The sequence below is a fragment of the Bradyrhizobium sp. RD5-C2 genome (genome assembly GCF_019972155.1).
Classification (GTDB): Bacteria; Pseudomonadota; Alphaproteobacteria; order Rhizobiales; family Xanthobacteraceae; genus Bradyrhizobium.
In genome coordinates, this window is record NZ_BOVL01000010.1 from 1 (window position 1) to 24506 (window position 24506).

Sequence of the window (24506 nt, forward strand, 5' to 3'; positions counted from 1 at the left end):
GGTCCTCAATGCCATCATGCGAGACCGAAAGCCGTACCTGCAAACCAAACCAACATAACAGTTGCCGGCCTTCGCCGGGACGACGATGGGAGATAGTCTCGCGCGCAGTACTCCTCGTCGCCGGCCCCAGCGATTGTTCAATCCTTGCGCAGCTGCATACTATTCCACCGCGGCGCCCACCGGCGGTCCGCCCGGCGGGCGGTGCAGGAAGGTGATCGACGCATAGGCACCGACCCACGAGCCGGCCGCTGCGAAGGCGACATAGAGCCAGTTCTCGGTGTAGCTGATCACCGCATAGGAGGAGAGCACGTACCAGACGCTGCTCCAGGTCGCGGCCGGCACGCGCTTGCGCGCGACGACTGCCGAGGTGAACATGACATAGACCGCGTCGGTGGCCGCGGTCGCGAGGAAGACACCGCCGGCGGTGAGGGGATCAATGGCAGCCATTGCAACTCCTGTTCGGGTCGGGCAGAGCTAAGGCATGGTCCGGGAAAGTGTGAAACCGTTTTTCGAAAAGATCATGCCCAAATAAGGCATGGTCCGGAAAAGCGTGAAGCCGCTTTCCGGGAAGATGATGCCAAATACGGGTTGGGACCGGGCATTGCCATTTTGTCATCATGCTCGGGCATAGAATAATCGCAAACAGGAATGCGCATGCAGGACATCCGTGAAATCCTTTCCGATGTCTGGACCGGCACCGGTGGCGCGCCGTCCGCGCTCGATGCGGTCGCCCTGACCGGCAGCGAGCCGCAATTGCCGTCGTCGTTTCGGGTCGCAGCGGCGGCGCAGGTGCCGATTGCCGCGGCGGGCCTTGCGGCGGCCGAGATCTGGAAAGCCCGCAGCGGCGAGCCGCAGGACGTCGCGGTCGACATGCGCCATGCCGTCGTCGAATGCCGCAGCGAGCGTTATCTGCGGGTTGACGACAAGCCGCCGCCACCGGCCTGGGACAAGATCGCCGGCGTCTACCGTGTCCGCGACAACCGCTTCGTCCGCCTGCACACCAATTTCCCGCATCACCGCGACGCCGTCTGCAAGGTGCTCGGCTGCAACGCCGAGCGCGACGATGTCCAGGCCGCGCTGCTGCAATGGGACGGCGAGGCGTTCGAGACCGCGGCCTATGCGGCCGGCGGCGTCGTCGCCTTGATGCGCTCGTATGACGAATGGTCAGCGACGCCGCATGCAGAAGAACTTGCAAGACTGCCGCTGATCTCGATCGAGAAGATCGGCGAGGCCGTGCCAAAGCCGTGGCCCGCGGGAGAGCGGCCGCTGGGCGGCATCCGGGTGCTCGATTTGTCGCGCGTGATCGCGGGTCCCGTCGCCGGCCGCACGCTCGCCGCCCACGGCGCCGATGTGCTGCTGATCTCCGGTCCCGATCTGCCTGCTATCCCCTGGCTCACCATCGACACCGGCCGCGGCAAGTTGACGAGCTTTCTCGAACTGCGCAGCGAGCAGGGGCGGGCCGTGATGCGCGGCCTCGTCGCGCAGGCCGATATTCTCTCGCAGGGCTATCGTCCGCAGGCGATTGCGCGGCTCGGCTTCTCGCCGGAGGAAGCGGCCCGCATCAATCCCGGGGGCGTCTATGTGACACTCTCGGCCTATGGCCATGCCGGTCCGTGGGCAGAGCGCCGCGGCTTCGACTCGCTGGTGCAGACCACGACCGGCTTCAATCATGCCGAAGGGCAGGCCGCCGGCGTCGACGGGCCGAAGGAATTGCCGGCCCAGATGCTCGACCACGCCACCGGATATTTCATGGCGTTTGGCGCCATGATGGCCAAGGCCCGCCAGGCGCGCGAGGGCGGCAGCTGGCATGTCCGGGTATCGCTGGCGCAGACCGGGCGCTGGCTGTGGAATCTCGGCCGGCTCGAAGGGGGCCTTGCCACCGAGGACCTGAAGGCGGATGCGGTGCAGCCCTTCATCGAGCGGCTTCCGTCCGGTTTCGGCACGCTGAGTTCGGTCCGGCACGCCGCCGTGCTGTCGAAGACCCCGGCCCATTGGTCCCGTCCGGCGATGCCGCTCGGCAGCCACCCTCCAGCGTTTCCTGCCCCGGAGTTTCCCGGATGAGACATTCAGCCGCCGTTCAGGCTATCCGAACTTTAACGACCCGCACCGCCGAAGTGCGATTTTTAGGTTGTTTGAAACGCCAAATCGGCACTATTAGCGCGCCGCTGGGGCTGTCCCGCCGGAAGCTGCAACGATCGACCCCGCGGACCGCATGCTGAAAGAGTTTATCAAGCGAATGCAGAGCTTTAGCCGTCCGCGCCTGCTCGTGGCCACGGCGGTGCTGGTGGTCGCCTGCGCGGGCGCCTATGGCTATACGCGGTTCGGCTCGGACAAGCAGACACCGTCGGAAGTCTCCAGCCAGTCCCGCAAGGGCGGCACGCGCTATGCGCCGTCGCCGGCCGAGTGGGCCAGCCTGACCTTCCAGACCGTGGCCGAGCACACCTTCCGCTCCGAACTGGTGACTGAGGGCAAGATCGGGATCGACGAGGACCGCTCCACCCCGGTCTACTCGCCCTATACCGGGCGGGTGACCCGTCTCATGGTGCGGCCGGGTGATACGGTGGTGAAGGGGCAGCCGCTGTTCGTGATCGAAGCGGCCGACACCGTGCAGGCGCAGAACGATTACGTCGCCGCGCTGACCGGCCTCAACAAGGCCCAGTCGGCGCTCGACCTGGCCCAGATCCAGGAGAAGCGCGCCAAGGACCTGTCCGAGGGCAAGGCGATCCCGCTGAAGGATTATCAGACTGCGCAGGCCGCGCTTGTACAGGCGCAGAACGATGCGCGCTCGGCGCAGACGCTGCTGGAAGCCGCGCAGAACAAGCTGCACATCCTCGGCTTCGGCGACGAAGCCATCACGACCTTGCAGCAGAAGGGCCGCCTCAATCCGGAGACGACGGTGTTCGCGCCGATCGGCGGCACCGTGGTCCAGCGCAAGGCCGGCCCCGGCCAGTATGTCTCGACCGGTGCCAGCGATCCGGTCTATGTGATCGGCGATCTCTCGACGGTCTGGCTGATCGCCTTCGTCCGAGAATCCGACGCCGACAATGTCGCGGTCGGGCAGGACCTCAGCTTCAGCGTGATGGCGCTGCCGGGCAAGGTGCTGAACGCCCGCGTCAACTATGTCGCCGCCGCGATCGATGCGACCTCGCGCCGGCTTCTGGTCCGCGCCACCATCGACAACGCCGACAATCGGCTGAAGCCCGAGATGTTCGCCAATGTGACGCTGTATTCGAAGGGCGACCACCCGGCGGTCGGCGTGCCGAAACAGGCGCTGATCTACGAGGGCGATCAGGTTCGCGTCTGGGTCGCGAAGGCCGACGACAAGACCATCGAGCTGCGCCAGATCAAGCCCGGCCTCATCAATGGCGACCTCGTCGAGGTCGCCGGCAATCTCAAGCCGGGCGAGCAGATCGTGACGAAGGGAAGCCTCTTCATCGACCGCGCCGCATCAGGTACCTAGCAGCATGATCCGGAAAAGTGGGAACCGGCTTTCCCTCGCGACAAACGCGAAACGCGTTTGCGCGGAGACCATGCTCACCAAGAAAAATCCTCTCCGTTGAAAGTGCCGATCTGAATGGATCGCCTCGTCGCCCTTGCCGTCAATCGCCGCTACTTGATGGTGGCCATGTTCGTCGTCGTCATCATCGGCGGCCTGTTTGCGTTCAAGCAGCTCAACATCGAGGCCTATCCCGATCCGACCCCGCCGATGGTCGACATCGTGACGCAGAGCCCGGGCCTCTCGGCCGAGGAGATCGAGCGCTATATCACGATCCCGATCGAGACCCAGGTCGCCGGCATCAAGAACCTCAAGACCATCCGCACCATCTCGCTGTACGGTCTCTCCGACGTCAAGCTGCAGTTCTCCTTCGACTACACCTATGACGAGGCGCTGCAGCAGGTGCTCAATCGGCTGTCGCAGCTCGCGCCGCTGCCAGGCAACGTGCAGCCCGGCATCTCCCCGACAAGCCCGATCGGCGAAATCTTCCGCTACCGGCTGAAGGGACCGCCGAACTACAGCGTGCTCGATCTCAAGACGTTGCAGGACTGGGTGCTGCAACGGCGCTTCCGCGCAGTGCCCGGCGTGATCGACGTCACCGGCTGGGGCGGCAAGACCAAGACCTACGAGATTCAGGTCGACTTCAACAAGCTGGTCGCCAACGGCCTGACGTTGCCGCAGGTGCTGCAGGCGGTTTCCAACGCCAACATCAATGTCGGCGGCAACACCGTGAACATCGGCTCGCAATCGGCGGTAGTGCGCGGCGTCGGTCTGATCCGTTCGATCGACGATCTCGCCAACACCATGATCTCGCAATCAGGCGGCAATCCGGTGCTGGTCAGGGACATCGGCACTGTGACGATCGGCGAGAAGCCGCGGCTCGGCATCGCCGGCATCGACAGTGACGACGACATCGTGCAGGGCATCGTGCTGATGCGCCGCGGCGAGCAAAGCTCGCCGACCATTGCCCGCGTCGAGCAACTGGTCAACCAGATCAACAGTTCCTCGATCCTGCCGCCGGGCGTCAAGATCGAGCGCATCTACGACCGCAAGGATCTGATCGAGCTCACCACCCACACCGTGCTGCACAACATGGTGGTCGGCATCCTGCTGATCGTGCTGTTGCAGTGGATCTTCCTCGGCGATCTGCGCAGCGCGCTGATCGTCGGCGCGACGATTCCGTTCGCGCTGTTCTTCGCCGTGATCATCCTGGTGCTGCGCGGCGAATCCGCCAATCTGCTCTCGGTCGGCGCGATCGATTTCGGACTGATCGTCGACGCCACCGTGATCATGGTGGAGGCGATCTTCCGCAGATTATCGCAGACCACGGCACTGTCGGAAGCCGAGCGCGAGCACATCTCCGACGACACGGTGATGGGCATGAAGAGCCATGCGATCCTGTCGGCGGCGGCCGACGTATCGCGCTCGATCTTCTTCGCCGCGACCATCATCGTCGCCGCGTTCCTGCCGCTGTTCACGCTGGGTGGTGTCGAGGGCAACATCTTCGGGCCGATGGCGCGAACCTATGCCTATGCGTTGGCGGGCGGATTGCTGGCGACGTTCACGATCACGCCGGCCCTGAGCGCGATCATCCTGCCCGCGCATATTCACGAAACCGAAACCTGGATCGTCAAGAAGCTCGATGCGATCTACCTGCCGGCGCTGAACTGGGCGATCGCCAACCGCAAGATCGTGATGGCCGGTGCGGCCGGCCTCGTTGTCACGACGATCATCTGCGTGCGGTTCCTCGGCCTCGAATTCCTGCCCAAGCTGGAAGAGGGCAATCTGTGGATCCGCGCCACGCTGCCGCCGACGATCTCGCTGCAGGAAGGCAACGCCTATGTCAACGAGATGCGGAAGCTGATCAGCAGCCGTCCCGAGGTAGTGTCGGTGGTGTCGCAGCACGGCCGTCCCGACGACGGCACCGACGCCGCCGGATTCTTCAATGCTGAATTCTTCGCGCCGCTGAAGCCGGCCGGCGAATGGCCGGGCACGCATGACAAGGACGTGCTCACCGCGCAATTGCTCGCGCAGTTGCAGGATAAGTTCCCTGGCGTCGAATTCAACTTCTCGCAATACCTGCAGGACAACGTGTCGGAGGCGGTGTCCGGCGTGAAGGGCGAGAACTCGATCAAGCTCTATGGCAACGATTTGCAGGCGCTGACCGACACCGCCAACAAGATCAAATCGGTGTTGGCGACAGTGCAAGGTGTCACCGACCTCGCGGTGTTCACCTCGCTCGGCCAGCCGACCGTCCAGATCGACGTCGACCGGGCGCGGGCGGCGCGCTACGGCCTGTCGCCTGGCGACATCAACGCCACGATCAAGGTTGCCGTCGGCGGCGACACCGCAGGCGATCTCTATGAACCCGGCAGCGACCGGCACTTCCCGATCATCGTCCGTCTTGCGCCGGAATATCGCAAGAGCGCGGAGGCGATCCAGAACCTGCGGATCGGGGCAACGAATCCGAATGGCGGGGTCACGCAGATCCCGCTCTCTGAAGTGGCCTCGATCAAGCTGATCTCCGGCGCCGCCTACATCTATCGCGAGCAGCAGGAGCGCTATCTGCCGATCAAGTTCTCGGTGCGTGACCGCGACCTCGGCAGTGCGATCCTGGAAGCGCAGCAGAAGGTCAACGAGCAGGTCCAGTTGCCGCCCGGCTCGCGTATCGAATGGGTGGGCGAGTTCGGCAATTTGCAGGACGCGATCAAGCGGCTGTCGGTCGTGGTGCCGATCAGCCTCGTGCTGATCGCGGTGCTGCTGTTCTTGAATTTCGGCTCGATGGTCGACACCATGCTCGCGATGAGCGTGATTCCGATGGCGATCTTCGGCGGCGTGCTCGGGCTGCTGATCTCGGGCATTCCGTTCAGCGTGTCGGCGGCGATCGGCTTCATCGCGCTGTTCGGCATCGCGGTGATGGACGGCATCATCATCCTGTCGCAGTTCAACCAGCTGATCGACGAAGGCTATGACCGGATGCGCGCGGTGATCCGCACCGGCGAGCTGCAGCTTCGTCCGGTGCTGATGACCTGCGTCGTCGCCGGCATCGGCCTGTTGCCGGCGGCGGTGTCGGAGGGCATCGGCTCGCAGGTGCAGAAGCCGCTCGCGATCGTCGTCGTCACCGGCATGATGGTGGCGCCGCTGGTGATCCTGATCACGCTGCCGGTCCTGATCTCCTATTTTTCGCGCCGGCCGAAGGACAGCGTCAGGTAAAGCCGTAGAGCTGCGCCGGATTGTCGACCAGGATGGTCTTGCGCACCGCGGCGTCCGGCGCCCAGACCGGGAGCTGGTTGAGGAGGCGGCCGTCGTCGATCTGGTACAGCGGCGTGACGTCGGTGACTTGCTTGCCCGCCGGCGTCACCGAATCCGGGTGCGGCCAGTCGGTGCCCCAGACGATGCGCTCGGCATTGGCCGCGATCAGCGCTTGGGCCAGCGGCGCGGCGTCGGCATAGTCGGGCGCGAGCTTGGAGGCGCGGTAGGCGCCGGAAATCTTGACATACGCCTTGCCGGATTTGACCAGCGCGAGCAGGTCGTCAAATCCCGGCTGGCCCGTGCCGAGCGCGGCCTCGGCGCCGCCGAAATGGTCGAACACCACGGGCACCGGCGCTGCAGCGACCAGGTCCTTGATCGCGGAGATCATGGCGAGGCTGGTGAACAGCTGGACGTGCCAGCCACGCGCTTTCATCCGCTCGATCGCGGCCGAGAAGCGCTGCCGGCCGACATTGGGATCGTTGACGCCGCCGGTCGCGAGGTTGAGGCGGATGCCGCGGAAGCCGGCCTTCTGCATGGCGTCGAGATCGCTCTCGCTGGTCTTGTCGTCGATCACGGCAACGCCGCGCGCCGTGGGACCGCGCGCCGTCATGCCGAACAGCGTCGACGAATTGTCGGGGCCGTAGACGCTCGGCGTCACGATCACCACGCGCTCGACATGCAGCGCCTTGTGCAGCGCGCTCATCTCCTCCGGCGAGGCCGGTTCCGGCGTGTAGACGCGGCCGGCGAAGAACGGGAATTTCGCGGGGTCGCCATGGATGTGGGTGTGGCAGTCGCAGGCACCGGCAGGAATGTCGAAGCTCACCGGAGTAGATGGTTGCGATGCCTTGGAAAATGCGTTGCTGCCGGTCATGGTCACTCCCGCTGCGATGGAAGCCAGCATCATACCGCGTCGCGTCAGCATTGGACGTCTCCCTGCGTGCTCGGCTGTTATGCGCGCACTCCGCGCACCGGCATTGTTGATGGCCGGCGGGGGTGGAGGTTATCGGCGGAGAGAGCGGGCGGAAAGGGCCGGTTCGCGGTGCGAACGGTTCCCCAAAGACTATTGTCCAGACGGCGTGCGCAGGCCGTGCCAGGCGTCGCGCACCTGATGGTAGTGCACCTCGGGCAGATAGTCGGGCGTCTTGAGATTGAGCGTCTTGACGTCGAGACGCCCGGTCGCGCTGAGCAGCGTGTAGCAGGCGATCACGCGGTCGCGCTGCGCGCCGATCAGCCGGGCGCGCGCCGTGATCAGGTCCTGCTGGGCGTTGAGCACGTCGACCGTAGTGCGCTGGCCGCCGGCGGCTTCCTTCTGCACGCCGGCGAGCGCAACCTCCGCGGCCTTCACCTCGGACTCGGAGGCCGACACCGCGATCTTGGCGCCCTCATTGGCGACCCAGGCGCTGACCACGGCGGTCTTGGCCTGGTTGCGGACCTGGTCCAGCACGAGGCGGCTCTGCGCCGCCACTTCCTTGGCCTGCCGGGTCTGCGAGGCCGCGGTGCCGCCGTCATAGATCGGCTGCGTGACCTGGCCGATCACCGAGGCCTGGTCGGTCCCGAAAGTACCCAGCGTGGGGTCGCTGTCGCGGCTGCGGCTGATGCTGCCTTGCAGGGTGACGTTCGGCATCAGGCTGCTCTCGGCGACGCGGATCGAGGTCGAGGCGACGTCGACGTCGAAGCCCGCGGCCATCACGGCCGGATGCTCGCGCACCGCAAGCGCGATCGAATCCTCGCGGCTGCGCGGCAGCAGCCGGTCGATGGTCTCGGCCGGACGCAATTGCGACGGCGCGCTGCCGACCACCTGCGAATAGGTCGCCTGGCTGATCGCGAAGTTGACCTCAGCGGCGTTGAGATCGGACAGGCCGCGGTTGAGCCGGGCCTCGGCTTGCGCGGTATCGGTCGGCGTGACGTCGCCGGCATTGAGGCGGCGCTGGGTGATCGCCTGGGTCTCCTTCAGGAACGCGACGTTGGCGCGCTGCGCCTCGACCAGGGTCTGGTTGGCGAGCACGTTGGTATAGGCGGTGACGGCGTCGAGCAACACGCCCTGGCCGACATTGCGCAGGGCCTCGCGGCCGGACTGCACCTGCAATTCGGCGACGCGGACGCTGTTGGCGGTCTTGAAGCCGTTGAACAGGGTCTGGGTCACGGTGACCCCGATCTGCCAGGGCTTCAGCGTCGCGCCCTGGATCACGTTGCCGGGCAACTGGTCGCGCACAGCCTGGAGGCCCAACGAGAGGCCGGCGGTGATCTGAGGGCGGTAGCCAGCCAGCGCCTGCGGCACGTTCTCGTCGGTGGCGCGCTGGCGCGCCCGTTCGGCATTGAGCTGCGGATTGGTCTGATACGCCTTGACCAGGGCTTCCGGCAGGCTCTCGGCGCGGGCCGCGGTGTCCGTCAGCAGCGCGCAGGCCAGCGCGCCAAGGCCGATGCCCGAAAAAAGCACGCGCCTCGCTACGTCGCCAATATCAGCGGCACGCCCAACCATGTGATCCCGCAAACCAAAACCCCGGCAGTCCGCTCTCGCCGATGCCGTTCGACACATCTACCTGTTTACGGGGCGCCGCCGCCACAGGCAAACCGCCGCGCAACATCTGCACATCATTTCGGTTGTTGTCTGTTGCCGGTTCGTCACAGGCGAGCGCAATTGTCATATGAAGTATAAGTTCGAACCGCCGGCCGCCGATTCAGCGCGGCCGGTCATCCACTGCCTTGCCCGGGTTGATCGCAGATGCCTAAATTCTTCTCTGACCCCGAGGCGATCGCGGAACATATCGTTCGTGACGTCGGAACCGAACTTGTGGTGGGGCTGCCGCTCGGCCTCGGCAAGGCCAACCACATTGTCAACGCGCTGTATGCGCGGGCGGTCGCCGACCGCTCGATCAATCTGACGCTGTTCTCGGCGCTGACTCTGGAGAAGCCGAAACCGAAGAGCCTGCTCGAACAGCGCTTCATCGGCCCGGTGATCGATCGCTTGTTCGGCGGTTATCCGGATCTCGCCTATGCGGAGGCGCTGCATCGCGGCGCGCTTCCACCCAACATCAAGGTCATCGAGTTCTTCTTCCTCGCGGGGCAGTGGCTGCATCAGCCGTTCGCCCAGCAGCACTACATCTCGGCCAATTACACCCACGCGGCGTCGTACCTGCTGTCGCGCGGCCTGAACGTCGTGCCCCAACTCGTCGCCAAGCGCGTGGTCGATGGCGTGCCGCGCTACAGTCTGAGCTGCAACACCGACACGACGCTCGACGTGCTGCGCGCCCGTGCGCAGGGGCGGGCGTCGTTCAAGCTGATCGGTCAGGTCAATTCCGAACTGCCGTTCATGCCCGGGCCCGGTGATCTGCCGGCGGATGAATTCGATGCGGTGCTCGACAGTCCCGACACCGATTTCCCGCTGTTCGCGCCGCCGTCGGAGCCGATCAGCGACACCAAATATGCGATCGGATTGCACGCCGCTGGTCTGGTCCGCGACGGCGGCACGTTGCAGATCGGGATCGGGCAGGTCGGCGATGCGCTGGCGCAGGGGCTCGTGGTGCGGCACCGCGACAACGCCCGATTCCACGGCATCATGCAGCGCCTTGCATCCGGTACCGTACAGCTTGCGGCGGCCGAGACCGGGCCGTTCGAGAAGGGCCTCTATGGCGTCAGCGAGATGCTGTTCGAGGCCTTCCTCGGGCTGATCGATGCCGGCATCCTCAAGCGCGACGTTGATGGCGTGATCCTGCACGGCGCATTCTTCCTGGGGCCGCAATCCTTCTATCGGGCCTTGCGCGAGATGACGGGCGAGCAGTTGGCGCGAATCCAGATGATGCCGGTGTCCTTCACCAACGAGATCTTCGGCGACGAGGACGGCAAGCGCCGCGCCCGCGTCGATGCGCGCTTCGTCAACAACGCGATGATGGCGACGCTGCTCGGCGCTGCGATCTCCGACGGGCTCGAGAATGGCCAGGTCGTGAGCGGCGTCGGCGGCCAGTACAATTTCGTGGCGCAGGCATTCGCGCTCGAGGGCGCGCGCTCGGTGCTGGCGCTGGAGGCGACCCATCCGTCCGGCAAGCAGACGCAGTCGAACATCCGCTGGTCCTACGGTCACGAGACCATTCCGCGCCACCTGCGCGATATCTTCGTCACCGAATACGGCGTCGCCGACGTCAGGGGGAAATCCGATGCCGACGTGATCGCCGCGATGTTGCAGGTGTCGGACTCGCGCTTCCAGGGCGAGTTGATGCGACAGGCCAAGGATGCCGGCAAGCTGCCGCGCAGCCATGAAATCCCGGCCGCTCACCGCGAAAATTATCCCGAGCGCATCAGCACGGCGCTGAAGCCCGCGCGTGACGCAGGGCTGTTGCCGTCATTCCCGTTCGGCAGCGACTTCACCGACGTCGAGCAACGGCTGATTCCGGCCTTGCAGATCTTGCAGCAGGCGCAGCAGACCCCGCTGCAACTCGCCGGCCTGCTGTGGCAGGGGATGCGGCATCCGCCTGACGCCGCCGATCGCGAATGCCTGGCGCGGCTCGGTCTCGACAAGCCGACGCATTTCGCCGAGCGCGCCTATCGCGCGCTCGTCACCGCAGCGTTGCAACGGAGCCGCGTGGACTAGCGGTTCTTGTTGACCGGCTTGCGCTTCTCGATGAAGGCCGCCATGCCCTCGGAGCGGTCCTCGAGCGCGAAGGTCGAGTGGAACAGGTTACGCTCGACATTCATGCCTTCAGAGAGCGGCGTCTCGAAAGCGCGGTTGATGGCTTCCTTGGCCATCGCGGTGGCCGGGCGCGACATCGAGGCGATCTTCTCGGCCGCGGCGAGCGCTTCTTCCATCAGCTTGTCGGCCGGAACGATCCGCGACACGAGGCCCGAGCGTTCGGCTTCCGCCGCATCCATCATGCGTCCGGTCAGGCAGAGGTCCATCGCCTTCGACTTGCCGATCGCGCGGGTCAGCCGCTGTGTGCCGCCGATGCCCGGGATGGTGCCGAGGGTAATCTCCGGCTGGCCGAACTTGGCGTTGTCGGCGGCGATGATGATGTCGCACATCATCGCAAGCTCGCAGCCGCCGCCGAGCGCATAGCCCGCGACCGCCGCAATGGTCGGCTTGCGGCAACGGGCAACACGGTCGCCGCCGATGGCGGTGAAGTCGCTGTTGAACATGTCGATGAAGCCCTTCGGCTGCATCTCCTTGATGTCGGCGCCGGCCGCGAAGGCCTTCTCGCTGCCGGTGATCAGGATGCAGCCGATCTTGTCGTCGGCCTCGAGATCGTCCACCGCCGCGGCGATCTCGCGGAACACGCCGAACGACAGCGCATTCAGCATTTTGGGCCGGTTCAGCGTGATGACGCCGACCGGTCCCTTGCTTTCGACAATGATGAATTCGAACGTAGCCATGACGCAAACCCCGTGCCTGATTTGCGGCGCAATGTGCCCGCTGGCGGGATGCGCTTCAAGTGGCTGAAGCGAGGCTTTGGGCCGCGGTGCGGCGCACCGCGCCGCAAGCCGCGAGGACCTCGGCCTAGGCCATGAACATACGCGCTGCGGAGGCCACCGTGAGCAGGGCGCCGAAGCCGATGAAGATCTTCCCGATCAGCGAGGTCTGGTCCCAATTCGCACTGTCGCTACTCGCCAGAACCGGGGCCGGCTTGGATGTCGCCACGGCGACAGGCGGCGGCTGCGTCGGGGGCGCCTCCTGCTGGGCGGTCTGCGGTTGGACCGGCTGCGGTTGTTCAGCCGGCTGCTCCTGCTGCAGGGCCCGGTCGAGGTCGTTGAGCTGGTCGGATGCGACCACGCTGCCGTCGGATTGCGCGTCGCCGGGCTTGTCGGAGGCGGCCATCACCGGATTGACGCTGGCGGGCGCCGTGCTCGCATTACCGTCGCCGGACGTCAGCTCCGCATTGGCATTGGCGACCGTAGCGGGCATGCCCGCCGACGTCACGCTGCCGGCACCGTTCGTGGCCTTCTTGCTCTCGGATTTGTCGGCCGTCTTGTCAGTCGTCTTGGAAGACTGGTGGCGCGCATGGCGTCGGCCATGCCGCGAACTCTGGTCCGCGGACTTGTCGGTTGAAGCATTGTCGGATTTCGCCGCGGCGGGATCCGAACCGGCCGCATACGCCGGCAACGGTCCGGCGAAACACACACAAAACCCTGTCAGCCCTGTCGCAACCATCAAGGCCAAGCGCCCGCTGGCTCTGATCTTCATTCTGATGATCTCCCCATTTCGCCCGTCCCGAACGCGAAATGAGACCCCGCTGCGTGTCTACACCGGGGCAAAAAAAGGGAATCTTCGGGCATCAGAGGGCAAAAGCTGGGCAATTTCGTCCCGGTGGATCGCCGGCACCAGCAGCACCGATGCGTGCCGGACCGATCGGTGTTATGAGCCCTTCCGTCTGCAAACCCCCCGGAGCGATTCTTTGAGGCTGATCCTCGGCGCAGCCCTGCCTGGGGACGATTATCACGAATTCGTGATGTTCTTGGCGTGCCGCGTAACAAACTGAAAGATCGGCCGAATTGCAATTCAGGAGCCTGCGTGCGCGAACGTGAGGATGAATGGACTGACCTGATGCGGTCGGCCATTTCAGGCGATGACGCGGCGTATCATCGCCTGCTCAAGGCCATCACGCCGGTACTCCGTGCCGCGGCGCGACGCGGCTTGGCGCGCGCGGGACAACCGGTCGATCAGTCCGAGGACATCGTGCAGGACATCTTGTTGGCGGTGCATTTGAAGCGACAGACCTGGGACACCAGTGCGCCGTTCGCGCCGTGGCTGTTCGCGATCGCACGCAACAAGCTGATCGACGCGCTGCGCCGCCGCGGCAGGCGCATCTTCGTCAATATCGATGATTTCGCCGAGACGCTGCCGGGAGAAACACCGGAGCCGACGGTGTCGCCCGGCGAGGTGACCGCACAGTTGCAGGCGTTGCCCGCGCGGCAGCGCGACGTGCTGCAATCGATCGCGGTCGACAGCACCTCGATCAAGGACACCGCGGCGAAATTCGCGATGACCGAGGGCGCGGTACGGGTTGCGCTGCATCGTGGGCTTGCGAGCCTGACCGCGAAATTACGGGACCGATGAGCATGGACACGGATCAACTCATTCGCACCCTGACCGCCGACAATGCCTATCGCGCGCGTCCGATCGGCCTAGCGCTGATGCTGGCGCTGCTGGCGGCGGCGCCGGTCTCGCTGCTGATCTTCTTCGCCGAGCTCGGCGTGCGGCCCGACGTGATGACCGCGATGCATAATCCGTTCTTCGACCTGAAGTTCGCGGTGACGTTGGCGCTCGCCGCCTCGGCGATCGCGGTCAGCCTGCATCTGTCGCGGCCGGAAGCCTCGCTGCGCAGCTTCGGCTGGTGGCTGCTGATTCCCGCCGGCATCCTCGTTGCCGCGATCAGCGGCGAGATGATGATGCCGCAGCGTACGCCGATGATGACGCGCCTGATCGGCAAGAACTCGGTGGCGTGCATGACCGCGATCCCCGCAATGTCGCTGCCGCTGCTGGTCGGCGCGCTGTACGGGCTGCGGCATGGCGCGCCGGCGCGGCCGGCGGTCGCGGGCGCGGTGGCAGGCCTGCTCTCGGCAGGGCTCGCGGCCACCGTCTATGCGTCGCACTGCACCGATGACTCGCCGCTGTTCGTTGCCACCTGGTACACGCTGGCGACCGCGATCGTCGCAAGCGTCGGTGCGTTGATGGGAGCGAGGGCGTTACGATACTAGGCCGCGGGCGCCGACTGCTGCATGCGATGGAAGCGCAGCACCTGCTGTGCGGTCGACGGCCGCAGCCGCTCATAGGTGTCCTTGCAGGCCTGCAGATCGGTCGGCTCACCGCCCGAGATGTCGTCGCGCAGATTGATGATCGACCGCACCGTCGACCATGACAGGCCCGAGACCTTGGCCAGGATCATCACGCCCTCGGCGCGGGTTTCGATCATCATGTTCTCGGCGATGCTGACCGAGACATTGGCGAGCGCGGCAAGCGAGGCATTGGTCTCGTCGAACTTGCCGGCCTCGGCGAAGGCTGCGAGCTGGAATTCGTCGAGCCGGCCGTCCTGGTAGAGCGATTTGACCAGCGCATGTGCGATCGTGGTGTCCGGCGTCACGGCGGCGGGCGCCGAGCGCGCGCGTCGCGTCGCTTCCTTCACTGCGATCGGAATCTCCTTGGCCTGCTGCGGATTGGCAGCCTCGAGCCGTTGCCTGACCGTGTCCGAGGCCTTGGCGACCAGCTTGAGATAGAGATGCCGCGGGATGTTGGGGCGCAGGCCGACGCAGGTCGACAGATTGTCGTCGCCCTCGGCGCGGCTGACCAGCCGGGTGAAGCCGCGCTCGGTGAATTCCGCACCGGGATTGTTGACCGCGCTCTGGATCACCTCGTCATTGCCGCGCAGCACCAGCACGTCGGTGACGGCGCCGCTCAGCGTCTTGCGGTTGGAGATCGCGAGCAGATGGGCCTGGCTCTTGCTCCGCGCGGTCTCGATCAGGGTGTCGTCGTCGAGCCGCGGCGACAGCGTCAGCACGGGGCCTGCGACCTCGATCAGGTCGTCGAATGCAAGGGTACGGATGGTCTGCGGCGGCGCGGTCTCGATCGGGGCGAGGCGGTTGGCGAGCAGCGCCTTGGCCGAATTTTCGATGTGCTCGAGCAGGCATTGGAAAACGTCGTCGAACAGCACGATCTGCTGGTCCGAATAGTTGACCGATCCGTTGATGAAGAGGTCGGTCACGCGGCGCAGCGTCTCGACACGGCGTGCGACGGTGCCGTGCGCGAGAGTCGTCTGCAGCTCGTCGAGCAGACTTTCGGGGGCGGTCTCGGGCTTCGAACTCATGACTCTGTCCTGGAGCAGTGGCGACGGATTCTCCGGCGCCGAATAGCGAAATGAAAGGGTGTTAGGCACTGGCGATGCGGTTGCGCCCTCGCGCCTTGGCTGCGTAAAGCGCGCCATCGGCGCGGGCGAGTAATGTGTCGGAGTTTTCGTGCGGCTTGAGCGTCGTGACGCCCGCGGAGATCGTCACCTGCATGCCGGGCGAGAATGCGCTCCAGTCGAGACCGGCGATGATCGCGCGCAGCCGCTCGAGCGCGCGCATCGCCTGATCCTGCGACAGGTCGGGCAGCACCAGCAGGAATTCCTCGCCGCCGTAGCGGCCGAAGCGATCGATGCTGCGGAGATTGGCGAACATGCCGATGGCGAAGGTGCGCAACGCCTCGTCGCCGATCGGATGGCCGTAGACGTCGTTGATGCGCTTGAAATGGTCGAGGTCGATCAGCGCCACCGCGCAGGAGCTGCCGTTGCGGGCGCAGCGCGCGATCTCCTCCTCGAGCGTGCGCATGATGCTGCGGCGGTTGGAGGTGCCGGTCAACTCGTCGAGCTCGGCGAGCTCCTCGATGCGCCGGTAGGCCTCCTTCAGCTTCACCCCGCTCTGATACAGCGATTGCTGCATCGAGCTCGAGAAGATGCCGAGACACATGCAGCGCCCGATCGTCAGCGCGAACACCAGCATGGTGGCGAGGCGGTCGATCCGTGTGCCGGTCGGCATCCCGATCGCTTTGTCGGTGCCGAGGAACAGCGCGGCGAGGCCCAGCACCATGATGGTCCAGACAACCGCGGTCTGCCGCGCCGAGGTACGCAGCGCACCGAAGCCGAACACCACGAACAGGTTGCAGAGGAACAGCACGCCGACTTCCGGCGCGATGTAGGTGAACACCAGCAGGTTCACCATGTTGACGGCCGATTGCGGCGCGACCAGATAGTGGTCGCGGAAGCGCTCGTGAAAGCCGCGCTCTGAGAGCGCCACATAGATGGCAACGAGGGAGAGGCCGGTCAGGGCGTAGCCGGCCGCCACCAGGACCGACGTGGTGCCGGCATGCGCGTAGATCAGCAGCACGACGGCATCGAGCACAAAGCAGGCGGCGATCATCGACTGGATCTGGCGGCGCTGCTTGGCCCGGCGAGCCAGGCGCTCGCGCGTCAGCCTTGGACGGCCGCTTTCCGATGCACCCGCGATCGGGCTGGGAAGTGACGACGCAGCGCTGCCCATGGTCTCGCCATTGCTGAAATCCGGCGAAAATCTAAGTGGGAAAGCCTTTAGGTTTGGTATCTTTCGGAACCGAATCTACTCCGGTGAAACCCGGTCATCACCCTTGTTTCGTAAGGGGAATCCGTTCGCCCAGCCGTGGCCGGAGCGATCGGGGCGGGGGCTTGCGGCGGCGCTCGCTTTACGACAGCGCTGGCTTGCCGGCAAAGCCTTGGTATGGTCGCGCCGGATGCTGCGAGTCCGCGAGAGTTTTCACTATTATGATACCGCTTACCGAGTCCCCGGCGATTTTTCCTGATTGGAATCGTCGACTGTGTCATAGATCACACATGCGGTGCGCACATTGCCGTAATGTGAAGAATCTTGCCTCTCGCGTCGAACCACGCACCACCCCCCTCAGACCAACTTTGCGAGACGGCCATTGAGTGCGACACAGGCGGCTTCAGACGAGGTTCTGATCGCTCGGATCGCTCAAGGCGACCGGCTCGCCATGCAGGTGCTGTACGGACGGCATCATGTCAGGGTGTACCGCTTCGGGCTTCGGCTCGTGCGGGACGAACAGGTGGCGGAGGATCTCATTAGCGAGGTCTTTCTGGACGTGTGGCGTCAGGCGGGCAAATTCGAGGGACGATCCGCCGTTTCGACCTGGCTTCTGGCGATTACCCGGTTCAAGGCGTTGTCTTCGCTGCGGCGAAGGAAGGACGCCGAACTGGACGATGAGGCCGCGAACGCGATCGAGGACACGTCCGACGATCCGGAAACGGTGGTGCAGAAGAAGGACACGGGTGACACGCTGCGTAAGTGCCTGACGGGACTATCGGCGGAACACCGGGAAATTGTCGATCTTGTCTACTATCACGAGAAATCCGTGGAAGACGTCGCAGAGATCGTCGGGATTCCGGAGAACACCGTGAAGACGCGCCTGTTCTATGCGCGCAAGAAACTTGCCGAGTTGCTGAAGGCAGCCGGTGTCGAGCGAGGTTGGCCATGATGGCTGCGAGCAACAAAAAAGTGCAGGGTCAGGATCCTGACGATGTCGAGATGCTGCTGCCCTGGCACGCGGCCGGCACGCTGAACGCGCGTGACGCGCGCCGCGTCGAGGACGCGCTCGCTTCCGATCCGGAGCTGGCCAGGCAGTATGCCGTCATCCGCGAGGAATATGCCGAGACGATCGGCCTCAACGAGAGCCTCGGTGCGCCGTCGGCGCGTGCCATGCAGAAGCTGTTTGCCGCGATTGATGCCGAGCCAGAGCGCAAGCCGTCGGCGGGTGCGCGCGTGTCGGCCTCCGTCTCGGAGTTCTTTTCAAAATTGTCGCCGCGGACGCTGGCCTGGTCGTCCAGCCTCGGTGCGCTCGTGGTGCTGCTGCAGGCGGGCGTGATCGGTGCGGTGCTGATGCGCAGCGAGCCGGCCTCGTTCCAGACCGCCTCGCTTGATGCTGCCGAACAACGCAGCGCACCGAGCGCGGCCGTTGCACCCAGTGCGCCGATCACCCGCAACCTCGGCGCCAGCGTGGCGGCGGCACCGACGCGGCTGTTGGTGCGCTTCACGCCGGATGCCAGGGTCGCCGACATCACGTCGCTGCTGGACAACTTCCAGGGCTCGATCATCGACGGTAAGGCCGGGATGTTTCGGTTGCAGTTCCGCGCGATGGACAAGGATAGCGTCGCGGCGCTGATTGCCCGTTTGCAGAAAGAGAAGATCGTCAGCCTCGCGGTCGAGACGCCGTAAACGGCGGCTGACGGTCTGCGCCGCGTTGAGGTCACCATGACCGCTAACGGCCGGACCCAATCGACGAACAGAGCGGCCACTGCGGCCGCCGTGTTGTTGCTGGTGTCTGTTGCCGGCTCGGCCTACGCCCAGAATTTCATGCGATCACCGATCGGCGGCGGGCCGCAACTCTCCATCGGGCCGCGGGTCAATCCCGGCATCGGCACGGCCGGCCGCGCACCGCTCCACGGCCCGGCTACGTCGAGGACCGACGACGGGCAGCGATCGAGCAGGCCGCCGTCCCTTGCGCGTGACGCCCCCCGTTTCTCCGCCGATTGCGATGACGGCACGCGCCGATGCTCCGGTCGGCCGGTCGCCGTCAATGGTGGCGGCAAGGGCGCTGCGAGGAAGGGCGGGGCCGGTAGTGGCGGCGGCGTCCGCGGGCAGGACGTAGCGGGCGCGCGAACCGTGCCGAACGAACTCCTGGCGGAGATCGACGGCGCATTGACCGAGACCCAGACCGACGCGCTGGCGCGTCGCCATGGCCTGAGGCGGATCGCCTCGCAGAATATCCCGTTGCTGGGCGCGACGATCGGCATGTTCCGCACCGCCGGCAATCGTTCAGCCGACGCGGTGGCCCGCGACCTCGCAAGCGACAGCACCGTCCGCTCCGTGCAGCCGAACTATCGTTACGCGCTGCAAGACCAGAAGTCGGCAGCGGGCGGCAGTGATCCGGCGCAATATGCCCAGACGCAGCTGCATCTGCCCGAGGCGCACAGGCTGGCGCGCGGCATGAACGTCACCATCGCCGTCATCGACTCCGGCATTGATGCCGCCCATCCGGAACTGGCCAACACGGTCGCGGATACCTTCGATGCACTCGGTAGCAAGGATGGCCCGCATGCCCACGGCACCGCCGTTGCCGGCGTGATCGCGGCGCGCGTCAGGTTGACGGGGAGTGCGCCGGAAGTGCGGATCCTGGCGATCCGTGCCTTCGGTGTGGCCGCCGGCGGCGCCGAGAGCACATCCTATGTGATCCTCAGGAGTCTCGATTACGCGGTGGCGCACGGCGCGCAGATCGTGAACATGAGCTTCGCCGGACCGCAGGACGCACTTGTCGCGCGTGCCGTGGCCGCCGCCGCGGCGAGGGACGTCGTGCTGGTTGCCGCGGCCGGCAATGCCGGCCCGAAATCGCCGCCGCTCTATCCGGCCGCCAATCCCGACGTGATCGCGGTCGGCGGCATCGATGCCGGCGAGAGGTTGATGGCGGCCTCGAACCGCGGCAGCTACATCGCGCTGGCGGCGCCGGGCGCCGATCTGCTGGTGCCGGTGCCGGACGGCAAGTACCAGCTGATGTCGGGGACCTCCTTCTCGGCCGCGTTCGTCAGCGGCATCGCGGCGCTGGTGCTGGAGCGCAGTCCGGCATTGAAGCCTGCCGAGGTGCGGAAGGTCCTGACCGGCACGGCCCGCGATCTCGGGACACCGGGACGTGACGATCTGTTCGGGTCGGGGGAGGCGGACGCGCTTGCCGCGGTGATGGCGGCGACCAGTGCGCCGGTCGCGGCCACCATGGACAAACCGTCGCAGCCCGCGACGGCAGCGGACGGCAATAACACTTCCGTGAGCCGCGCGTTGAATGAACCCGCACCCTCGATCGCATCGGACGATTCCGCAGCAAATCCCTGTGCTGCACAGTGATTTTCGGCGCCGATCGCCTGCAACGGTGCGATGGAACCGGGCTGCGAAAGGCTAAAAAAATCGCCGGCGATTTGAACGTCCGCCGCCCTCTCACGACTTATCTGTGTGGGAGCGGTTTATCCCTCCCCGGCTGTATCAGGCGCGAGCGCCCATCCACCCCAAGCGCCCATATGGCTTTGACCCGTCCGGTTGTCCCCCCGGACGGGTCTTTCATTTTGGGGGCACCCTTGCATCACGAACGGGCCGGATGAGATTGCGCTGGGTGATCGCGCTGAGATGCGCGCGACGGCGGCGGCCGTTTGCTGTGGATCGTTCGGCTGCACGGCGTTCGGAAGCGACGCACATCGCCACCACGCAAGTCGGTGACTTGACGATGGTTCGGGCAAGAAACTCCGTAGTGGAGCGGACTTCCTTCATCGCCCGTCCGCGATTAAGAATTTAGTTAGACTTTATTTACCTTTTCCACAGAATATCAGTGTCACGTCCAGTTGATTCGGTTCGGTTGCGTCTGCGTCCGTTTCTTTCCCTGCGGGCAAGTTGAATGACACATCGGACCGACGTGGCCAGGGGCCAGGAGATCGTTGCACGCTGGTGCAACCTCGCCGAGCAAAGGCTGGAGCACCTCAACGAGCTGTTCGAAACCGGACGCTGGCGCCGCTATCACAGCGAGCAGGCCTTCCTTGAGAATGTCAGGGAAGCACGGGCCGCGGTCGACATCTGGCGGGAATTGCTAACCCGCGAAGCTTCGCTCGACAATTCGCCGATCGATCTGTCCTGGCTCGGCCGCGGCAAGTCGAAATTGCCGCCGCCCGAAATCTCGTCGGTGCCAGAGCGCCGCTCGGAAGCTGCGACATTGGCCGAGGCGGCGATGACCGCGGTCGCGGCCGCGATGGAAACGGTGGCCGAGGTCCTGGAGCAGCCGCCCGTTGTGGCCGACGCGCCGCCGCTGGAGATGCCCCCTCCGGTCATGCCGCCGCCGGTGCTCGATCTCGACACCATCCAGCGGCGCTATCCGTTGCTGCGCAACGCGCTGTAGGCCGACCAGAGCGTTTTCAAGCGAAGTGGCCTCCGGTTCGCGCGAAGAAAACGCGTCCGAACAACAATCTGTTAGCGCCGCACCGCATTGGCGCCGACCACCAGCTGCGCATATTGCTGGGCGCCACCCACTGACAGATCGGTCGTGATCGGGCGGGCGTGGTCGAGCCCGACCACCGCGCCGCCCGGGGTTTCCGAGATCATGTTGTTGTTGATCAGCGCGGTGCCGGCGCCCGGCACCACCGAGACGCCGATGCCGACGAACGCCTTGCGCACGACATTGCCCGAGATTGCGACGTCGCGCAGATACTTGCCCCAGCCGGCGACGATGCCGAAGGTCGGTGCGTTCTCGATCACGTTGCCGGTGACGGCGCTGTCGGCCTCGACATAGATGCCGATGCCGGCGCCGTCGTTCGGGTCGGTGCCAACAGGGCGCTTCGGCAGCAGATTGCGGATGATGTTGCCCTGGACAACCGCGATGCGGCCGCCTTCGTTGAAGTTGCACACGGAGACGCCGATCGCGGCGCCGTCGACGGTGTTGTTGGCGATGACCGCGGCCTCGAACGAGAACTCCGAATAGAGCGCGACCTCGCGGACATTGCTGACGCTGTTGTCTGTGATGTGGATGTTGGAGGCCGAATTGCCGCGCACCGCCGAGAAGTCGCAGTTCTTGATGCGGTTGCCGCGCACGATCACATTGCCGGCGCGGAAGGCGTTGATGGCGTTGCCGTACTGTCCGGAGCCGCCGGGGCCGGCCTTGATGTCCTCGATGCGGTTGTCGGCGACGATCGAGCCGTCATCGCCGATCGCGGTACGCAGGATCTCGATGCCGTTGTCGTTGGTGCCCTTGATGGTGTTGCGCGCGACCATCAGGCCGAGCGCGTCGAACGACACCAGCGCCGTCGACGCGATATCGGTGAAGATGTTGTTGCTGACGTCGCCCGACATCTGCTCGAACCAGATGCCGGCGCCGCCGCTGCCGGTGAACTGGCAGTCGGTGATACGGATGTCGCGGCCAGACAGGCAATGCACGAGGCCGCGCCGCGCAGGCAGCGGGACGTTGCCGCCGTCGAAGGACAGGCCCATCAGGACGATGCCGCCGGCACCTTCGCCTTCCAGCAGCGAGGCGCCGCCATTGAACACCAGCCGGCTGGCGCCGCGGACGCCGATCAACTGGCTGCCGGGCGCAAGCCGCAGCAGGCCGGTGCGGTAGACGCCGGGCGGAAACGCCAGCGGCACCTGCGCGCGCGCGGCATCATCGATCGCGCGCTGCAAATTGCGGGTCTGGTCGTCGGGGCTGCCGGGACGGACGCCATATTGCGTCACGTCGCGGCCGAGCGAGCCGGCCGACTGTGCGGCGCGCGCAGCGTCCGGTGACATCGCAAGCGCACCGGCGACGCCGGCGGCGGAAGCTCCGATCAGATGGCGGCGGTTGACGTCCATGGGCACAGCCCTCGCAAATAATCGCGAGCGGTGACGTTCGCGCCCGAGTGGTGGTAGCGCGAAATGCGGCGCGGCATGGTGAACACGCCGACGCAGCCGGGCGATTGTTGGTGGTAGGGTTAACCTCCGGTGCAGCTGGAGAATAAAGGCCCATGGCTCATTCCCAAGCGTCGTCCCGGTGAAGGCCGGGACCTATACGCTGCGGCGGATGTTGTAGGTGGGACTCGGCGTACCAGCGTTGCGCAATAAGCAGCATCGCTGGTTATGGGTCCCGGCCCCGTGCGCAATTGCGCACTAGGCCGGGGCGACACTGAATTCGTTGCGCCAATTGTGAGTCACACATCCGCATTCTCGCGACATGCGCCGGATCTGACCCGAAGCGTTCATCCCAAATCGGCGATGTCTTCCGGCGCAAGCCTGAGGGAGGCCGCACGCACATTATCCTCCAGGTGATCGATGGATCGCGTGCCGGGGATAGGCAGCATGACAGGTGACTTTGCCAGCAGCCACGCGAGGGACAAGGCGGCATGCGTGAGACCGCGACGCGAGGCAACTTGCTTGACCTTGAGCGCCTTCAGGCCGCGTTTGCCGCCCAGCGGATACCAGGGCAGAAACGCAATTCCAAGACGCTCGCACGCGGCGAGTACGTCTTCGCTGGTTCGGTTTCGCAGATTATACGGGTTCTGAACCGACACGATTGGTGTGATGGAGCGCGCCGCTTCGAGCTGCGCAACCGTCACGTTCGAAATGCCGATATGGCGAATTTTGCCTGCGCGCTTCAAATCGGCCAATGCTTCCATCGACTCGGCAAATGGCACATTGGGGTCAGGCGCGTGGAGTTGATACAAATCGATGCGCTCGAGCCGCAACCGCTGCAAGCTGCCTTCAACCGCGCGTCGCAAATGCTCGGGGCGACCGTCCTCGACCCACGATCGGCGGTTTGGTCGCACCAGGCCGCCCTTGGTGGCAATGACCAAACCCGGAGGATAGGGATACAGCGCCTCCGAGATCTGTGACTCATTCGCCTCGGGGCCGTAACTATCCGCCGTGTCGATCAGATTCACGCCAAGCTCGATCGCGCGATGCAGAACCCGATTGGCGTGCCCTCGGTCCCTTGGTCTTCCCCAGGCTGAATCTCCGCAGAGGCGCATTGCGCCGAAGCCCAGCCGATGAACCGGCAAGTCGCCGAGGCGAATTATTCCGGCAAGCGCTACCCCTTTGTATGGAAACTTGTCCACCCGCAACTCCATCTAATCGAACATTGTCAGAAGAGATCCGCTTCACTCTGCGGACGTGTCGGTCTCCGTGGATAAACTCTTGCGAGCGACTTTGATCGTCAACCGATGGACAGGTATGACCGTTGGGCTTTGGGTGGTCTTTACGGCCGCAAGAGGTCGATTTACACTCTGTGAAATTGCAAATTTGTCGCGTGCGCAGCCCCAGGCTTGCCGGGGACAGCGGACTCATGCGGGTGATTGGGATCGCGTCAGCCAGTGGCCTTGACCGATCACCTCATGTCGCATCCGGGGGCGTCAGCGGACGGCTAGTTCTGCGGCGATCACGACGGGGAGATTGAGCGGAAGGTGGGTGATGCCGATAGCGGTCCGTGCATGCGCGCCGACATCCGGGCCAAATGCCTCCAGCAAGACCTCCGAGCAACCATTGATGACGTTGGTCGTGGAAAAAAAAGCCTGGCGCGACGCTCACTAGACCTGACACCGTCAGCCATGCCGAGATTCTGTCCAGGTCGCCGAGCGCTTGGCGAAGGCTGCTGAGCATAGCCAAGGCCGCGCGGCGCGCGGCGATGTGGGCTTGCTCGGCAGATACCTCAGCGCCGACCTGCCCATATGGCCCGGCTGGCGTGCCATCGGGATTGAGGGGC

General features: G+C 65.2%; 19 protein-coding genes. 10 read left to right on the top strand and 9 right to left on the bottom strand.

From position 1 onward, the window contains the following. Positions 1-159: 159 nt before the first annotated feature. Complete coding sequence (locus BraRD5C2_RS10780; protein WP_050626238.1) at positions 160-447, bottom strand: hypothetical protein; 288 nt, start codon at positions 445-447, stop codon at positions 160-162. A 207-nt stretch (positions 448-654) separates the two neighbouring features. Between BraRD5C2_RS10780 and BraRD5C2_RS10785 the strand changes: the two genes are divergently transcribed. From BraRD5C2_RS10785 to BraRD5C2_RS10795, 3 genes are all read left to right on the top strand, one after another. After that, entirely contained in the window at positions 655-2061 is a 1407-nt protein-coding gene (locus BraRD5C2_RS10785) for a CoA transferase (RefSeq protein WP_223968256.1), read from the top strand. 151 nt (positions 2062-2212) lie between these two features. Then, positions 2213-3460, top strand: coding sequence for an efflux RND transporter periplasmic adaptor subunit (locus BraRD5C2_RS10790; RefSeq protein ID WP_223968257.1), 1248 nt, complete (start codon positions 2213-2215; stop codon positions 3458-3460). Positions 3461-3574: 114 nt separating this feature from the next. Continuing rightward, positions 3575-6709: an efflux RND transporter permease subunit gene (locus BraRD5C2_RS10795; protein ID WP_223968258.1), complete on the top strand. Its 3135-nt coding sequence runs from the start codon at positions 3575-3577 to the stop codon at positions 6707-6709. Here the strand turns inward: BraRD5C2_RS10795 and BraRD5C2_RS10800 are convergent. Both BraRD5C2_RS10800 and BraRD5C2_RS10805 read right to left on the bottom strand, forming a co-directional pair. After that, positions 6702-7670: an amidohydrolase family protein gene (locus BraRD5C2_RS10800; protein WP_223968259.1), complete on the bottom strand. Its 969-nt coding sequence runs from the start codon at positions 7668-7670 to the stop codon at positions 6702-6704. The two genes, BraRD5C2_RS10795 and BraRD5C2_RS10800, sit on opposite strands and share 8 nt — an antisense overlap. A 138-nt stretch (positions 7671-7808) precedes the next feature. After that, positions 7809-9227 (bottom strand): TolC family outer membrane protein, encoded by a 1419-nt coding sequence (locus BraRD5C2_RS10805; RefSeq protein ID WP_223968260.1) that lies wholly within the window; start codon positions 9225-9227, stop codon positions 7809-7811. Positions 9228-9470: 243 nt separating this feature from the next. On the opposite strand from BraRD5C2_RS10805, the gene BraRD5C2_RS10810 reads away from it, so the two are divergent. Then, a complete protein-coding gene (locus tag BraRD5C2_RS10810; RefSeq protein ID WP_223968261.1) occupies positions 9471-11333 on the top strand; it encodes an acetyl-CoA hydrolase/transferase C-terminal domain-containing protein in 1863 nt (620 codons plus the stop codon). On the opposite strand, the gene BraRD5C2_RS10815 is transcribed toward BraRD5C2_RS10810, so the two are convergent. Both BraRD5C2_RS10815 and BraRD5C2_RS10820 read right to left on the bottom strand, forming a co-directional pair. Continuing rightward, positions 11330-12109 (bottom strand): enoyl-CoA hydratase, encoded by a 780-nt coding sequence (locus BraRD5C2_RS10815; RefSeq protein ID WP_223968262.1) that lies wholly within the window; start codon positions 12107-12109, stop codon positions 11330-11332. The genes BraRD5C2_RS10810 and BraRD5C2_RS10815 overlap by 4 nt on opposite strands. Before the next feature lie 124 nt (positions 12110-12233). Then, positions 12234-12917 carry a hypothetical protein gene (locus BraRD5C2_RS10820; RefSeq protein ID WP_223968263.1) on the bottom strand — a complete coding sequence of 228 codons (684 nt, stop codon included), beginning with the start codon at positions 12915-12917 and terminating at the stop codon, positions 12234-12236. A gap of 327 nt (positions 12918-13244) precedes the next feature. Between BraRD5C2_RS10820 and BraRD5C2_RS10825 the strand changes: the two genes are divergently transcribed. Next, the gene (locus tag BraRD5C2_RS10825; RefSeq protein ID WP_223968264.1) at positions 13245-13790 is read left to right on the top strand and encodes a sigma-70 family RNA polymerase sigma factor; all 546 of its coding nucleotides are present in this window, start codon (positions 13245-13247) and stop codon (positions 13788-13790) included. A gap of 2 nt (positions 13791-13792) precedes the next feature. Continuing rightward, on the top strand, positions 13793-14431 hold the full coding sequence (locus tag BraRD5C2_RS10830) for an NrsF family protein (RefSeq protein ID WP_223968265.1): 639 nt from the start codon (positions 13793-13795) through the stop codon (positions 14429-14431). Here the strand turns inward: BraRD5C2_RS10830 and BraRD5C2_RS10835 are convergent. Continuing rightward, the gene (locus tag BraRD5C2_RS10835; protein WP_173641768.1) at positions 14428-15534 is read right to left on the bottom strand and encodes a DUF2336 domain-containing protein; all 1107 of its coding nucleotides are present in this window, start codon (positions 15532-15534) and stop codon (positions 14428-14430) included. The two genes, BraRD5C2_RS10830 and BraRD5C2_RS10835, sit on opposite strands and share 4 nt — an antisense overlap. Before the next feature lie 61 nt (positions 15535-15595). After that, positions 15596-16744, bottom strand: a complete 1149-nt coding sequence (locus BraRD5C2_RS10840) for a GGDEF domain-containing protein (RefSeq protein WP_223968266.1) — start codon at positions 16742-16744, stop codon at positions 15596-15598. A 418-nt stretch (positions 16745-17162) separates the two neighbouring features. Here BraRD5C2_RS10840 and BraRD5C2_RS10845 point away from each other — a divergent pair, with 418 nt between their 5' ends. The 4 genes from BraRD5C2_RS10845 (at position 17163) to BraRD5C2_RS10860 (ending at position 21182) form a co-directional block, all read left to right on the top strand. Next, positions 17163-17732 carry a sigma-70 family RNA polymerase sigma factor gene (locus BraRD5C2_RS10845; protein ID WP_092125157.1) on the top strand — a complete coding sequence of 190 codons (570 nt, stop codon included), beginning with the start codon at positions 17163-17165 and terminating at the stop codon, positions 17730-17732. Then, complete coding sequence (locus BraRD5C2_RS10850; RefSeq protein ID WP_223968267.1) at positions 17732-18469, top strand: hypothetical protein; 738 nt, start codon at positions 17732-17734, stop codon at positions 18467-18469. Before BraRD5C2_RS10845 ends, BraRD5C2_RS10850 begins: the two co-directional genes overlap by 1 nt. A 36-nt stretch (positions 18470-18505) precedes the next feature. Beyond that, complete coding sequence (locus BraRD5C2_RS10855; protein ID WP_223968268.1) at positions 18506-20146, top strand: S8 family serine peptidase; 1641 nt, start codon at positions 18506-18508, stop codon at positions 20144-20146. Between the two features lie 541 nt (positions 20147-20687). Next, positions 20688-21182 (top strand): TIGR03809 family protein, encoded by a 495-nt coding sequence (locus BraRD5C2_RS10860; protein WP_223968269.1) that lies wholly within the window; start codon positions 20688-20690, stop codon positions 21180-21182. A gap of 71 nt (positions 21183-21253) precedes the next feature. Here BraRD5C2_RS10860 and BraRD5C2_RS10865 read toward each other — a convergent pair whose 3' ends face one another. Together BraRD5C2_RS10865 and BraRD5C2_RS10870 are read right to left on the bottom strand one after the other, a co-directional pair. After that, positions 21254-22624, bottom strand: coding sequence for a TIGR03808 family TAT-translocated repetitive protein (locus tag BraRD5C2_RS10865; RefSeq protein WP_223968270.1), 1371 nt, complete (start codon positions 22622-22624; stop codon positions 21254-21256). Between the two features lie 383 nt (positions 22625-23007). Next, positions 23008-23874: an aldo/keto reductase gene (locus BraRD5C2_RS10870; RefSeq protein ID WP_223968271.1), complete on the bottom strand. Its 867-nt coding sequence runs from the start codon at positions 23872-23874 to the stop codon at positions 23008-23010. Between the last annotated feature and the right edge of the window lie 632 nt (positions 23875-24506).

Bases quoted from the DNA above. Each gene is read 5' to 3' on its own strand.
- BraRD5C2_RS10780 (WP_050626238.1), bottom strand. From the start codon at position 447: ATGGCTGCCATTGATCCCCTCACCGCCGGCGGTGTCTTCCTCGCGACC.
- BraRD5C2_RS10785 (WP_223968256.1), top strand. From the start codon at position 655: ATGCAGGACATCCGTGAAATCCTTTCCGATGTCTGGACCGGCACCGGT.
- BraRD5C2_RS10790 (WP_223968257.1), top strand. From the start codon at position 2,213: ATGCTGAAAGAGTTTATCAAGCGAATGCAGAGCTTTAGCCGTCCGCGC.
- BraRD5C2_RS10795 (WP_223968258.1), top strand. From the start codon at position 3,575: ATGGATCGCCTCGTCGCCCTTGCCGTCAATCGCCGCTACTTGATGGTG.
- BraRD5C2_RS10800 (WP_223968259.1), bottom strand. From the start codon at position 7,670: ATGCTGACGCGACGCGGTATGATGCTGGCTTCCATCGCAGCGGGAGTG.
- BraRD5C2_RS10805 (WP_223968260.1), bottom strand. From the start codon at position 9,227: ATGGTTGGGCGTGCCGCTGATATTGGCGACGTAGCGAGGCGCGTGCTT.
- BraRD5C2_RS10810 (WP_223968261.1), top strand. From the start codon at position 9,471: ATGCCTAAATTCTTCTCTGACCCCGAGGCGATCGCGGAACATATCGTT.
- BraRD5C2_RS10815 (WP_223968262.1), bottom strand. From the start codon at position 12,109: ATGGCTACGTTCGAATTCATCATTGTCGAAAGCAAGGGACCGGTCGGC.
- BraRD5C2_RS10820 (WP_223968263.1), bottom strand. From the start codon at position 12,917: ATGAAGATCAGAGCCAGCGGGCGCTTGGCCTTGATGGTTGCGACAGGG.
- BraRD5C2_RS10830 (WP_223968265.1), top strand. From the start codon at position 13,793: ATGGACACGGATCAACTCATTCGCACCCTGACCGCCGACAATGCCTAT.
- BraRD5C2_RS10835 (WP_173641768.1), bottom strand. From the start codon at position 15,534: ATGAGTTCGAAGCCCGAGACCGCCCCCGAAAGTCTGCTCGACGAGCTG.
- BraRD5C2_RS10840 (WP_223968266.1), bottom strand. From the start codon at position 16,744: ATGGGCAGCGCTGCGTCGTCACTTCCCAGCCCGATCGCGGGTGCATCG.
- BraRD5C2_RS10850 (WP_223968267.1), top strand. From the start codon at position 17,732: ATGGCTGCGAGCAACAAAAAAGTGCAGGGTCAGGATCCTGACGATGTC.
- BraRD5C2_RS10855 (WP_223968268.1), top strand. From the start codon at position 18,506: ATGACCGCTAACGGCCGGACCCAATCGACGAACAGAGCGGCCACTGCG.
- BraRD5C2_RS10860 (WP_223968269.1), top strand. From the start codon at position 20,688: ATGACACATCGGACCGACGTGGCCAGGGGCCAGGAGATCGTTGCACGC.
- BraRD5C2_RS10865 (WP_223968270.1), bottom strand. From the start codon at position 22,624: ATGGACGTCAACCGCCGCCATCTGATCGGAGCTTCCGCCGCCGGCGTC.
- BraRD5C2_RS10870 (WP_223968271.1), bottom strand. From the start codon at position 23,874: ATGGAGTTGCGGGTGGACAAGTTTCCATACAAAGGGGTAGCGCTTGCC.